Source organism: Paenibacillus sp. FSL R10-2748, from assembly GCF_038005565.1.
In the GTDB taxonomy this organism is placed as follows: domain Bacteria; phylum Bacillota; class Bacilli; order Paenibacillales; family Paenibacillaceae; genus Paenibacillus; species Paenibacillus polymyxa_B.
Map to the genome: position 1 here is coordinate 383,422 of NZ_JBBOTK010000003.1, position 14,467 is coordinate 397,888.

Annotated in this window: 12 protein-coding genes; 11 read left to right on the plus strand and 1 reads right to left on the minus strand. The window is 39.1% G+C overall.

Annotated elements, in window-relative coordinates:
- Positions 1-98 precede the first annotated feature (98 nt).
- Complete coding sequence (locus NSS66_RS11660; protein ID WP_076156545.1) at positions 99-1,283, minus strand: sensor histidine kinase; 1,185 nt, start codon at positions 1,281-1,283, stop codon at positions 99-101.
- 371 nt (positions 1,284-1,654) lie between these two features.
- Here NSS66_RS11660 and NSS66_RS11665 point away from each other — a divergent pair, with 371 nt between their 5' ends.
- From NSS66_RS11665 to NSS66_RS11715, 11 genes are all read left to right on the plus strand, one after another.
- Positions 1,655-2,260 (plus strand): hypothetical protein, encoded by a 606-nt coding sequence (locus NSS66_RS11665; protein WP_023990847.1) that lies wholly within the window; start codon positions 1,655-1,657, stop codon positions 2,258-2,260.
- A complete protein-coding gene (locus NSS66_RS11670; RefSeq protein WP_340958979.1) occupies positions 2,244-2,774 on the plus strand; it encodes a hypothetical protein in 531 nt (176 codons plus the stop codon). Before NSS66_RS11665 ends, NSS66_RS11670 begins: the two co-directional genes overlap by 17 nt.
- The gene (locus NSS66_RS11675; RefSeq protein WP_068939027.1) at positions 2,771-3,148 is read left to right on the plus strand and encodes a DUF4280 domain-containing protein; all 378 of its coding nucleotides are present in this window, start codon (positions 2,771-2,773) and stop codon (positions 3,146-3,148) included. Before NSS66_RS11670 ends, NSS66_RS11675 begins: the two co-directional genes overlap by 4 nt.
- Before the next feature lie 51 nt (positions 3,149-3,199).
- A complete protein-coding gene (locus NSS66_RS11680) occupies positions 3,200-6,073 on the plus strand; it encodes a contractile injection system protein, VgrG/Pvc8 family (RefSeq protein ID WP_340958981.1) in 2,874 nt (957 codons plus the stop codon).
- A 45-nt stretch (positions 6,074-6,118) separates the two neighbouring features.
- A complete protein-coding gene (locus tag NSS66_RS11685) occupies positions 6,119-7,528 on the plus strand; it encodes a discoidin domain-containing protein (protein ID WP_340958982.1) in 1,410 nt (469 codons plus the stop codon).
- Positions 7,529-7,552: 24 nt separating this feature from the next.
- A complete protein-coding gene (locus NSS66_RS11690) occupies positions 7,553-7,747 on the plus strand; it encodes a hypothetical protein (protein WP_339202425.1) in 195 nt (64 codons plus the stop codon).
- Positions 7,689-9,158, plus strand: a complete 1,470-nt coding sequence (locus NSS66_RS11695; RefSeq protein ID WP_340958983.1) for a discoidin domain-containing protein — start codon at positions 7,689-7,691, stop codon at positions 9,156-9,158. Before NSS66_RS11690 ends, NSS66_RS11695 begins: the two co-directional genes overlap by 59 nt.
- A 270-nt stretch (positions 9,159-9,428) precedes the next feature.
- Positions 9,429-10,748 (plus strand): hypothetical protein, encoded by a 1,320-nt coding sequence (locus tag NSS66_RS11700; protein WP_340958984.1) that lies wholly within the window; start codon positions 9,429-9,431, stop codon positions 10,746-10,748.
- Between the two features lie 44 nt (positions 10,749-10,792).
- A complete protein-coding gene (locus NSS66_RS11705; RefSeq protein ID WP_340958985.1) occupies positions 10,793-12,004 on the plus strand; it encodes a PQQ-binding-like beta-propeller repeat protein in 1,212 nt (403 codons plus the stop codon).
- 138 nt (positions 12,005-12,142) lie between these two features.
- Positions 12,143-13,297 carry a hypothetical protein gene (locus NSS66_RS11710; RefSeq protein ID WP_339201099.1) on the plus strand — a complete coding sequence of 385 codons (1,155 nt, stop codon included), beginning with the start codon at positions 12,143-12,145 and terminating at the stop codon, positions 13,295-13,297.
- A gap of 183 nt (positions 13,298-13,480) precedes the next feature.
- Entirely contained in the window at positions 13,481-14,464 is a 984-nt protein-coding gene (locus NSS66_RS11715; RefSeq protein WP_340958986.1) for a hypothetical protein, read from the plus strand.
- Positions 14,465-14,467 lie beyond the last annotated feature (3 nt).

Sequence of the window (14,467 nt, forward strand, 5' to 3'; positions counted from 1 at the left end):
TGCCTAGTGGCACGTACCGATAACATAAAGCCCGTGACGTTATGCGTCACGGGCTTCTATTATAGGATATGCCATATCATCACAAGCTAATCTCTGTTTTAGGCAGACTCCTGGTATATTTTCAGGGTGAACTGGAGCGTTATCTCCGTCCCGCTACCAGGTTCACTGCTCCCTGTCATCTTACCGTTCATTCGTTTTAATAGATGTTTGGTAATCTGCCAACCCAAGCCTGGATTTCCATATGAGAGAGAGTACCCACGGTCATGTTCAAGCAACAAATTCAATTTATTCGGAGATATACCGATTCCGGTATCCTTCACCTTTAATTCCAGTTCAATCTCAGGTGCATCGGTCACGGATTGGGTGGTTGCAGATAAAGTGACAGCTCCTGTGCTTGTAAACTTCACTGCATTATCTACCAAATTAATCAGCATACGGCGAATTTTAGCTTCATCCCCGATAAAAATAGGCGAGCTGGTGAGATTCCAGTCGAGCTTCAACTCGAGATTCCGCTGCGCGGCTACCTCTGTATACAGGCTCAATACATTTTCCATCATCGTTCTCAGATCAAACGGATCTTCAATATCATCAATCTGCCTGGATTCCATAGTGCTGTAATCCAAAATATTACTCAATAACGTCATGAGCGAGCGACTGCTCGACTCCATGATGCTCATATATTGCTGTTGTTCCTCTGTTAACTCCGTCGTCAGCATGAGATCGGTGGCTCCCCATATTTCGGTTAGCGAAAACCGAATTTTATTACTCAGGGAAGATATCAAATCCAGCTTGCTCATAGAAGAGATTTCAGCATCTATCTTGTCTTTCTCCAGTTCTACCACATAACCCAGAAACACAGCCATAGCCTGAAGGGCCTTCAGTTCGGATTCTGTCAAATGTACAGATGGCGCGTCCAAGATACAAATGGTTCCGTAAGCCTGACCATTTTTCATGCGAATAGGGATTCCTGTAAATGAGTGGTTTCCAATGGTTTTAGTCACATCTAAATCACATGTGTGCGGGTGAATAGTTGTTTCTGAAATCGTGAGGTGATCGGCAGGATGGTCCAACACCAGACTACAATAGCTAAGCTCAAAAGGGAGCACATCCCCTTCCTTAACGAGCACCTCTTCCCGGTTAAATGAATCTACAATCACATTCGTAATGCCGTCATTAGCGGCAATAAAAATGGTGTTTACATATAAAATACCACTTAGCACATCAATGACATGCGCGGTAGCCTCTTGAATACTATTATAAAAACCTGTAGGTGAAGTAATCATGTATCTCCAATCCTGATGCAAAGTGGTGGTTATCCAAAACTCTAGCAGTTTGTGTATCCCATTCCCGATCCTCTGAATGTGTTTTTGGAGCGTATCATTAATTATACATGATTATTTCATTATAAACCGATCTTTCTACTTCCATTTACCTATTCACTTGCGCAAACCTTCATTTCTTAGGTCTAATGCTAGCCTTTCTTGGAGAGTTTTTGTTTATATCATTACATATTCACGAAAAAATGTGATTATTTTCATTCTATTTTCATAAATTCATATGTAATCTCATGATATGAAAATTGTGTAATAAAATAGGAGGATAGGACCAGTAATATCATGTAAATATTCTATATAATAGGTTCAGAGGTGGAATTATGAATAGACTGGAAGCCCTAGAACACTTCCATAAGACCTATGCGGAAGATGTATTGAACCAGAAATTACATCAAGCAGCGTATTTGTATGAACAAAGAAAAGATGAGCTCATTTTTTCTTTTATTCAATCCTTTCAATCGATCTGTCTGCAAGCCCATTCCGGAGAAGTGGCCAAGACAAGGATCGGATACATTACTTATTCTATGAGGCGCACGTATCTGATGGATCGCAACTATAACTATGTCGTCGAAGCCTATGATAAAAATTGGTTCTTTGATCCTCAACCTTGTTATGGAATCTATGATGCAGGCTGGGTATTCCGCTTTTTAGCAGAAGTGGAGGATGAATTGAATCAGCTTCGAAAACCCTATATGAATAAGATTTTTCAGCCTGATGTCGAGCGATTTGTACTCCAGGCTACAGGGGAATTTCATCAATATATTCTGAAATTAGCGAAAGATGCTATTCAGCAAGCTGTACATTTACCTGAATTCAAGGCGTTGAAATGCGAGGACGATTTGGAAGTAAGAATAGGGGAGTATAAAGGAATCAGTGAGGTGGTGTATTCAACAGCTTATGGAGTACTACATGATTCAACAGGATAATCGTATTACGGAGTATATGTATCCAGTAGAGACGAATCGCAGGCAGTTATTGGAATGGGCAGAAAGCTCATTATGTGCTGATGAAGAATCCATTTTACAATTTTATGTATCAGGTGATTCGGACTATATTGATTTTATAGAGCATCCGGTATCCATCGTTTCTGAACAACTAAAGGAAATATTTGATATATATCAGGCCGGATTAAGCTGGAAGTTGGTTGTTTTTGCCGATATGCAGCGAATGCAGCAAACAAGGTATTGGCTGGTAAATCCGCCTAGCCTGATGTGTTTATCACCATGTAGTGAATATCATAGGGACGGTACACTGAAGAAAATCATTCTAGATGAATATGCAGTGGAGAATCATAAAATATTCAGGGTTCAGGATGCCAATCATCATATCATTGTAGACCTCGATGTGGCTGAATGTATTTTGAAGTTCAATCTGGCAGGCTTGAAATTACAAAAGGTCGATACAGAGGGGCCATCTATACAAAGGAGAGTCCAAGAATGAGTGAGAGCTATGTAGTGGATGGGGCACAGATACATTGCAGCTATGGAAGTCATACGGGAAGATTTAGTGTTTCAGCTAACAGGGGGATTAGTATTGGCGACAAACTGCAAGGGAATATTCAGGATTTTCACCCGCAGACGCATATCCCTTCTTTCGGAATGTGCCGTAGTATGCATAATCCTACAGTCTCTTCTGCTAACAAAGGAAATTCCGGAAAAATCATTCCGCAGCCCTGCAAACCGAGCGTTTCTATGCCTTGGTTGAATGGGAAAAAGGATGTATACGTAGATCAATCTCCGGCTCTTATGAGCTGCTCCACGAACTTATGCATGTGGTGTGGAAAAATCTCGTTCACCACAGACGGGCAGGAATAGTTAACAGATTGTAGGATTTGCATCATATGAAAAGCAAACGGGGGGAGTAAGATGGGACTGGCAGGAACTATGCTGACTTATGGAAATATTAGAGTGAATGCACCGTATGAAATTATCAGGCTGCTTGATTTTGAATTGACACAGAAGATAAATGAGCACGGCAAGGTGTACATCACTGCTCTCATACCGGATGAGGATCATGCAAAGTATGATGGATTAGCTTACGATGAAGATGTGCTAGAGGTATATGAGACGGATAAAGAGCGAGGGACAGTTAGCATCTTTAAAGGAATTGTCACCAATATTAGAATTGCATTCAAAAATGGCGTATATCACATGTACATAGAGGCTGCCTCTTTTACATATCTGATGGATCAACAACGGAAAAATCGTTCGTTTCAAAATAGCAACTTGACGTATTATCAACTGTTCCGCGAACTTATAGATGCCTATCCACACGGGGATTTTATTGACCTGACGGACAGCGATCAAAAGCTGGGCGGCTTTACTATCCAGTATGGGGAGAGTGATTGGGAGTTTCTAAAAAGAATGGCCTCTCATCAGCAAACTGGACTCATTGCCGAGATTACATCCGTATTCCCGAGATTATGGTTAGGTACCTCAAAAGAACAGGTGAAAGGTGAACTGCGTAGCATTAACTTTTCCCTCCAAAAAACAAAGTCAGGTCCAGAATATACATATGCTGAAGTGGAGGATACGAAGCGTTTTGAACTTGGAGATGTCGTCGTGTTTCAACGAAAGCATTGGGTTATTAATCAGATTCATGCAGAGATGAAGCAAGGCATCATGACATATGGCTACGTTCTCGTTCCGGAAGCAGGTATTCCGAGGGAGGTTATACATAACCCGTTAATCAAAGGTACCTCTATTGAAGGGAAAGTCATAGAGTTAGATGGTGAAAACGAATCCGTTAAACTGCACTTGTCCGTGGACTATGTGCAGTCCAAAGTTGAGGGGTGCTGGTTTTCTTACCCCACCATGTATACCAGTGATGGAATCGGTTGGCATTGCATGCCCGAGCTAGGGGACCATGTTCATTTGTATTTTCCATCTAACAAAGAAAAGGAAGCTCGTGTAGTTCAATCCCTGCGTAAGAGAGACTACAAAGAAGATGAAATCAGCAAGCCGTCAAGAAAGCTGTTTCATACCAAAACTCAAAAAGTGGCGAGATTCGACGACAAAGAAGTGGCACTTTCCACCCAAAAAGAAAAGATACTTGTACGCTTAAATCCTGCTTCCGGTATTCACGTGTATAGTCATCACGATCTTACCTTTCACGCTGATACAGACTTGGTGCTGCATGGCAAAAAGGTACAGATGACCGCTACTCGCGAAATAACTCTGACGTGCAAAACCAGCTATATCCGAACCGATGGAACGCTTCATATCAAGGCTAGTAAGCTCATGAAAAATCAGGTGCCTGATGCAGAGCTGAAAGCCTATAAATCCCTAGTTCAAGAATTGAAAGGGAAGGGATATCCGCAATGGGTACAGGACTTGCTGCTTCAATATAAAACGGACTACTACAAGGCCGTGGCAGCCGGGGACAAAAAGGGGGCCAAGGAAGCAGCGGCCAAGGCCAAGCAATTGCGTCAGCAGGTGGCAGAAATAGATCGTATGCCTGCCTGGGCCAGAGCGCAAATGCATGAATACACGTCCCAGTGGTGGGAAGCGCATGGAGCCAACGACAAAGCCAAGCAAAAGCAGATGCATCTTCTCGCGAACCAACTGCGTGACAACGTGCTAATCAACGAGCTGATTCGTGGTCATTCAGCCAAATCCTATCTAGATGCGAATCGGCTGGAGGAGCTGTCCGGACAATACGCAGATGCGGCCCATAAGCTGACCATCGCCGATCAAAAGGCTCTAGCCAAGGAAGCAGCTGCCCTGCGGAGTAAGTATGGCGTGAACAGCCAGCTTGCCAGGGAGAATTTGAACAAGCTTGCCAAGAAGTATCCAGACAGCTTCTCGTACAAGCTTCCAGCTACAGGCGATTGGGATCAGACGCTTAACGCTGCATTGCAAGATTTTGCGAAAAAATACGGCTTGGACAATAAGGGCTATGGCCGTGATGTGCTCGCAGTGTACCTGCATCAAGTAGCCAATGGTATCCTTCCATGGCCTAAGGTTAGCAAGGCTGCAACGCCAACAATTCCAGCAACGACAACAACGAAAACGGAACCGGGCAAGAAGCCGCCGACTACTCCTGATAAACCGTCGAAGGAGGAAACGAAGCCATTAGATCCTAAGGATTATAAAGATGGATTAGTGGCGGTGAAAAAGATTGAAAGCTATATAAGTAGTAAGGGTATAAAAGGCACTCAGGCCCAAGCACTGTACAGAGTAAACGATTATACAAATAATAGTATCATTCAAAAGAAGCTGTCTGCCAATCGTAAGGCACCGCTTGTATTTTTCTTTGAAGGAGATGGTTCTTATAGTCACCAACAACCTTGTCATCCAGAAGGTCGCTATGGAGCAATGGCTATTGTGGTAATAGACGGCGAGATTAAGTACACAAGTAAAAACGCTAGTACGCTTCCTGATTATGAAAATGTAGATGCCACAGTAAATGAGGGGGTATATGAATTTGTAGGTGGATGGCACAAAATTAATAACATAAAAAAAAGATATCCAGCGTTACGTGTTAGAAATGGGGGAGTGGTGCCTTCAACGAAAGGTAAAAACAAGAAGCCTCATAATGCAACTGGTATCAACATTCACAAGTGTGTCGACGGAGTTCGGTTACCTAGTAAAAATTCAACTGGTTGTATTACGATCCATAAAGACGAGTTTACACGATTTCTTATCGTGCTAGGAGTGGTGAAAAAATCTTTGACGGAAAAACCCAATACGTCAATTCATGGGCTGGCCATAATTGATCGAAAAGACAGAGAGAAGTAGTAGAAGCAATGAAATGAATAGAAGTATGAGGAGGTAGAATTTTGGGTGAGAAAAACAACAATAATATGTTGTTTGGCGTTTTCAATTTTATATGGTTGTGTTCAACATAATGATAGTGCAGCACAGAGCGAATATAACAAAAGTAATACAGATCAGGTAGTAAAACCAATACAGAATAATAAACAAACAAATTGGATGTGGTTTCAAGGAGAAAAAGATAGTGAGTCTTTAGACTATTTGGCGAATATGGATGACTCCACAGGAAATACCTATATTGTTTTAGATGACATTGTAGATGAGTTATATGTAAACAATAAGGAGAGTTTTCCTAGAGGTGAGCTGGAAATACATCGAATCTCTGATGATGGCAAAGCCATAGTTTTATACAGAGAAACAAACTATTTGGATTATAGTACCTTCCTAATCTATGATTTATCCACGTCTAAGGAAATATATCAGTTCAATATACCAAATAGTTACTATGCTGTGGTATCCCCTGATTTAAGTAGATGTATTTATACAAAGAATGGGGACTTTTATCAATATAGTATTCGGGAACGACTTACTAAAAAGCTCAATGTTTTAAGCTATAAAGGCACAGATAATTCTGCTCTTTTTGATCACTTTTCTCCAGATAGCAAGAAGCTCTGTATACAGGATGGTTATAATAACTTAATCATTTTTGATCTACTGAATAATAAAGAAATTAAACGAATCAGCATGGGGCAAGAGAATATACAGGTTAAAGAATGGCTTAAGAACGACCGACTGGTCTATACCAACAGCAATACTAATCAGACATTTATGTTGGATTTAAAGAATGAGCAGAGGATGTTGTTGGCAAAGGCCTCGGAAGCTCCTGTTTTAACCTTGGATAGCCGCATGACCGCTTATTTGAACTCGTCGGGAGAAGTGGAACAACGCGATGTGCAAACAGGCGTGCGTATAAAATACTCTGATATCATGCATCGGATAGGATTTCCCACCGTTCCTACACAATGGATACAAACTACAACGGATTTGATGAAATATCGGAAAAGCATTCCGGCACAGAGAATTGTTGCTTCATCTACACTTCCAGATCAGGCGGGGAACTCCTATGTTGCCCGTAACATCATGGATGGAGATGCGAGCACAGCCTGGTGTGAAGGAGTTAAGGGGGACGGGATCGGGGAGTGGATCAAAATTGATTTTGGCACTATGCAAGAACTGAAGGGGTTTGAGCTTATTAATGGTTTAGCTAAGTCATCCAAAGCTTTCCAAGCAAATAATAGAGTTAAACGAATGAAACTGGAGTTTTCAAACGGGCAGACCATGATGATAGATAATGATTTTATAAGAAACCATTTTCTTGATAACCCCATTCATACCTCATTCGTGAAAATAACGATAGAGGCCGTAGAGCGAGGAAGCAAATATCACGATGCCTGCATGTCGGAGATACGATTCTTTTAGCATTCTTAACAAAGGAGAAGGCATATGAAGTGGAAAGAACCAGCGTTTGGTGCAACACCTATGTTGAAAGCTTTAACAACTGCTAATGCACATAGGAAAGCAAAGGTTTTGGACTTGGTAGCAGAAGGCTTTGTTGAGAGTGTAACGGAGAGGAGAGCTCATGCGTCTTATAAAAGCAACTGTCATTATTGTTTTTTTAATGTCGATATCTGCATGTAGAGCAAGCACAGGTGGGGACAATGTTATATCTTCGCAGTCTTCCGATATACCATCACGTAATGAAGTTAAGGCAGATCAGGATGATGTAAAGGCAACTCAAAAAAAAGCAAGTTGGCTTTTGAATGGTCAAGAAGGCGTAGAAGATCGAGTTCAATTCTTAACCAATTTAGATGATCCTACTGGAGAAGCTAATATTCGTATCGACGACCTAATTGACACCATGGAAACTAAGGAGGAACGTATAAAATATCGTGGCTCACAAGTATATGTCGGGAAAATAACAAGTGACGGTAGTCGTATGGCGATTATAAGAGATGTTTATGGGGAGCAATCAGAGGATCCACTCATTATTGAAGTGTATAATTTGGATGCGGGAGAAAAAGAACGAGAGTTTAAATTGCTGCCATCTGCTCAATATACTGTAATCTCTTCCGATTTAAGTAAATATTTATATGTATTGAACGGGCATTTGTATTTATATGATGCAATAAGTAAGCGAACTACAGAAGTGAAGACTGAAAAAGGCAAAGCAGACGTTAGTAATATTTCCGATGGGCGGGGAGTGTTTTCACCAGATAACACCAAGTTTTATTTTGTAGATGATCAGACAGGAATCGTAATGCTTGATCTGTCTGGCAATAGTGATACAAAGCGCCTGTTTGTAGGAACTGATGTCTCGGGTATTATGCAATGGGGTCAGGGGAACCAACTTATTTTTACTACTTATAAAAAAGATGATTCTTTTATAACCGATATTTATTCATTAGATATACCCACTGGAAAAGTACAGTTTATAACTAAAAATGAAGGTGACTTTATTCTATCTCCAGATCAAAAAAAACTAGTATTGGCAGACGATGAGGTTGTAAAAATGTTCATGATCGATATAGCCAGTGGGAAAAAAGAAGATGTCTCGTCCATTGTAAACGGAGAAGGTACTTGGGTAGTACCAATACAGTGGATCAATACAAAAACCAAATATATGAAGTATAGCAATAAAGTCGAAGTGAAAAAAATTACGTCCTCTTCTACACTGCCTAATCAGGGGAATCGTTCTTTTAGTGTGAGCAATTTAACGGACGATAATAATTTAACCCCTTGGTGTGAAGGATCTAAGACAGGCGGAGTAGGAGAAACGGTAACTGTAGATTTGGGTTCAACTCAAGAGGTCAGAGGTATAGAGATGGTCGATGGCATTATGTGGGTTAACAATAAGTATTTAGACATGAATACAATCCAAAGAATGAAACTTGATTTCTCGGATGGACAATCATTAGTGCTTGAGAACAATGACACACGTTTCAAGTTCGATGAACCTATACGAACATCTTTCGTTAAGATTACCATCCTGGAAGTGAAAAAAGGCGTGGACTTCCCAAATACTTGTATAGGTGAGCTGAAGTTATTGTGATTAGTTATAGGAAACAAAAAAATTGCGGTGCTAATAATTAAAATTGTGTTATTAGTCATAATTTTTTTATTTTCATCCAGTTATCTACAATTAAATAATAGAGTTAAACGAATGAAACTGGAGTTCTCGAATGGGCAGACCATGATGGTGCCGTTCATACCTCATTTGTGAAAATAACGCTTGAGGCCGTAGAGCGAGGAACCAAATATCACGATACCTGTATGTCGGAGATACGATTCTTCTAAGCATTCTTAAAAAAGGAGATAGCCTATGAAGTGGAAAGAGCCAACGTTTGGTGCAACACCTATGTTGAAGGCCTTAACAACTGCTAATGCACACAGGAAAGCAAAGGCTTTTGATCTGGCGGCAGAACAAAAGAAACAAAAACTGAATTATCCTGATTGGGCCCAGACCTGGATGCGTAAATACAAAGAAGATTGGTATATCGCTCAAGCAAATGGCGACGAGGTCGGCATGCGGAAAGCGCAAAAGCTGGCAGAGGGACTTCGAAGCAAGCTCCGCGAAATGGCGACGATGCCGAAGTGGGCCCAAGAGCAAATGCAAAAAGAAACCGTTCGCTGGATGACCGCTGAAGCAAGCGGGAATATCAAGCAAAAGCTGGCTGCTGAGGAAGCGGGACGAGCCATACGTGGGAAAATTGAAGGAAAGTTTGTTTCTGGTGTGGAAGATAAAGAATCAGAAAAAAATCCATATATAGGGGATAAAGTGCCTGATAAGTTGCATAAAAAGGAGGTTCATAACACCAGCCACAATACACTTAAATATGCTGAATTAGTTGGTCAAGAAGTTGTTGGCACATTTGAAGGGGGAGCCTACGCTATAGCAGGCAATTATGATGGAGCTGGTTTATCTCTGGGTTGGATGCAATTAAACCTTAAAAATAACCTACATGAAGTCCTGAATGACTATGCTAATAGTGCTGATACGAAGGATGAATTTAACTCAATCTTTAATTTTAGTAGCAATGGAAGAAAAGCATCCGCTATCATGAGAGAGATGGTTAAAGCTGATCAAAAGAGAAGAGTAAGTTGGGGAAACTCGATAAGTAAGCCTCCTAAGAAAAAAAGTCTTTATGAGCCGTGGAACTCGGCATTTAGAAAGTTAGTAAAGAGCGATAATTTTCAGTTGAAATACACAGAATCCCCAAAAGTAAAGGGATATCACAAAGAAGCTCTAAGAATTATGGAGTTTATTGGGATGAAAACAGTTAGAGGTTATGTGCTTTCTCTGGATATTTCAGTGAACAATGGATCAACTAAAAAGAAATTAGTTGATGAAGTGATGAGTGGCGGGAAAAACTGGCTTATTGATATTCATGATGAGCATTTTAAAGGTAGGGATCCAAAAGATAAAGAAGTGGTGAAAGATTTGTTGAATAGGCTCTCTAAAACAAAGGATCCTGTGCTAAAAAAAGCATATCTGGCTGGTGCAGCTGCAGCACTTCAAAAAATAGGGGGGTTTTCATGGGATTCTTGGTCCAGAAAGGTTGCAATTATAGAGGGCAAGGGAGTAGTCCACAAAAGTAATTTCTCAAATGCAAAGTTAACAGATGAATCTATTCATTATTAAACTTGGTTTCGATGAGTATATCAATTGATAAAGGAATTTAAAATATGGGGAACAAAAAAAAGATATTTATCTATTTCGTACTATTGGTATGCACACTTACGGGAATTCCTATAGGATTAACTCCAACATATGGACAGATAGAATCTAAACATAACCGTGCCTATGCTACTTATAATATTTCTTCCTTTCAAGGCAGACTAGGTAATAGATCGGAGAAGGGCATTAATAATATATTAACCAAGAAATGGGAACAAGGGTGTATTCACTCCGATTTCCCTATGGTTCAAGAAGGTAATGAAGTATATACATCCACTCCAATCACTTCAATAGATAAAGCAACAGGGAAAATAAAGTGGCAATCCAAGTATTATGCTGATAAAGATATGTATGTTGATCATAAAGTATTAATCTTTATTGAAGGTGAACAAGTGGTTGCTCTGGATCGAAAAAGTGGACAGGTAAAGTGGAGATTTACAATTCCGGATGATTCTAATATATTAGGTCCAACAATCAGAGATGGGTTAGTTTATATAATTACAGATGAAAGTAAGATATATGGAATTGATATTGATAGTGGTCATTTGAGATGGAGATATACCGGTCCATATGGGGGGCCGATTTCTGCATTTAGTTCTCCTGTTCTCATAGGGAATGATTTACTTTATATTAATGATTCTAAAATTCACAAAGTTAATATCCGCTCCAAGGAAATTTCAGGGAGTTTAGATATAACATCCGGACTAGAGAACAGTTTAGTGGTTTATAAAAGTCAATTGCTGAGTTTAACAGATGAAGGAGACATTGTATTAATAAACCCTGCTACTATGAAGGCCATTTGGCATAAAAAAATAGATATACCACATAGTGATTATATACTTTGGCCCTATTTGGCTATTAAACATGATGAGCTAATCTTAAGCACTAATGATAAGGTATTTATTTTTAGTTTAAAAGATGGAGAAATCACATGTGAATATACGTTTCAAGGTAAAGGCTCTATAAAAGGATTAGGAATAAAGGAGGGTAGAATTCTATTGCTGTCCAATCAGGATATTTGGATTCTGGACCCCGAAACCCAAGTAGCAAAATCGTTTAGGCTACAAGTATTTAGTGCCAAGGATAATTATAACTATAGTTATTTTAATAATTTCATAGTAGATTCAGGTGGGATATATGTTATTACTTATGAATATTCCAATATGAAGAGGCCAACTAAATCAAGATTGATTAGGTTTAATTTGGTATTTGATAAATAAGATAAATGGGTATTGATATGCATTATTAAATACAAATCAAGTACCCAATTGATAGGGTTTTGATTTTTCTAATAATCATCAAGGAAAAAGTAGTTAAGTTGACAGCATAATAATTAGCTACTTGCGAGGAAAAAAGAGATGTACAAACGAAGTAGTGCCTTTTTTATTATACTTCTGGTTATTTTTGGAACGGATGCATGCAGTAAAGCACCTCTTCTTCAGCAAGAGAAAGTTAGGGAGAAGCAGAGTGCACAAACTGAAAGAATCAACTTAAATATACCAAGCGATCCTAAATCCCTTCAGGAAGAGGACTTTGAAATTTCATATCGATCACACAAAATTGATAAGAATACGGATATTAAAGAACTTATCCATAAGTGGGGTTACAGTGAGGGATTTGAAGCAAACAACAGGGGATATGTTAGTGGGAATGGAACATATAGAAGATGGAGCTTGTCTTATCCTAACTATGAAGATCCAGAAATTGATTTTGTAGTCTTATCTAAAATTGAACTTGAAGGGGAGGAGCTAGTTGATGGTGAAAGTTATCTAGTAGCCGTGAGCTTGGAAAATCCCAAGTTTAAAACCAAAAGAGGATTGAAGATTGGTGATACCCTTGGTAAAGTGCTACAACTTTACGGTCAACCAAGTATCATAACAAATAGAAGTCTGGTTTACTCCAAAAATGGCCTACATTTGAATATTTATTGGGATACTAAAACAGAGAAAGTAGATAATATTTTTATCGAATATAACATGGAGAAATCCGTGGAGCAGCAACGTAGTGCTGATTATGTAGAAGAAGATGCTCAGCCCGATCCTGATCTGGAACCATATACTATCCAAAAAGGACAATCGTTTACCACCACTCTTAATGGATGGGGGGAAGTAAAGTTTATATCCACATTGAAAGATGAGGAAACAAATGATCTGATACACGCAAAGTTTTTTTTGGAAGTTAACAGTGACAAATATGTGGAAAATAAGATACTATACGAATTCCCCGAATTTTATGGTAACAACGGTAGGATGATTGACAGGATTAAAGCAGTAAGCTTTAAGGATTTAAATCATGACGGGCGTACGGACATTGTCATAATTGCGGATTATATCACAGGGGTAAATGCGCACGGAATAGAAACGCGCCCTATCGCGTGGATTTTCTTTCAGAAAAAGGACAATACGTACACTACCCTATCTGAATTGGATAAGAATATCAATCAAACAGGCCACAATCGAACACTTCAAAATGTCATTCAATATGTAAGTAAACAACGTATAAACGTTCAATGAACAACGTGAAAAGGGAGTTTTTTGAAATCAACTTTATAAAACAAAACAAAATAAAATAAAATACTATTTTTAATATTGTTATTTAGTCTGCTATTGAATGGATGTTCTGAACAACCTACGAATGAGAAGCAGCAAGCAGTTGATCCCATCAAACCTAGCACTCAAATGATAGAGAAAAAAGCTGTGACTGAACCAGAGTCTGCTGCTCAAAAACAAGATCGGAATAGCAATATTGTGAATCCGATTAATAAAAGAAATGAAAATTACGCCATAGATTCTAACACATTAGATCAGTTTATAAAGAAAATCCAACCCCCAAATGAGCAGCTTCAAAAAATATTAAAAGAAGATTTGGACCATGATGGAAAGCTGGAATATGTACTTACTTTTGGAATAGAAAAAGAGGAGATTTATAACATATTTGTAGTCCGGGAGGATGATGGGTATCACATCATTGATAAACTAGAGGATCCGGTTATAGTTGTGCATATAAATACAGATGTGAAAATCATGAAGCTGGACCAAACAGATCAAAAATTTATCGTTGTATACTCTATAGGCGACGGAGGGGCTTATTCAGAGGGATTCTCTATATATGCCTTGGAAAATAATCATATCAAGAGTATAAATTCTGATTTTCCTAATGCTACTGGACAAGGAATTCGAACGTTGAAAGATACCGATCATGACGGTGTCTTTGAAAGTGTCGATTATTACGAGTTTAGCGACACTCAGGAGCATACCATCGTGGTCTATCAAAAATATGATGGAACAGGACCTGAAAAAAAGGAGATTTTGTATAAAAATAAAAGTAAAAAGTTTGTATATCCAAGCGATCCTAAGGCTGTGATATTGAACTACTTGGAAGTTGATTATCTTATGAAGTGGTTTGATTTACCTTTTCCTGAAATGGACCAGCTCACCGATCCTTCAGCAAGGCAAACATATGATTTTGAGGATGCTGTCGATTTTTCCGGTTTAGCATATTTATCTTACCCGGTGTTGGAACTGAGTATTAATGAGGTTAGTAGCGATGATAACCGAAAAATATTTTTGGTAAAAGATAATTCATTAGAAGAAAGAGCGAAAAAGGAAATTACGTTTACGTTAGAAAAGCAGTCAGGCAAGTGGAAGATTATGAGTATAGAGATGAACGATAAATTGTAGAAA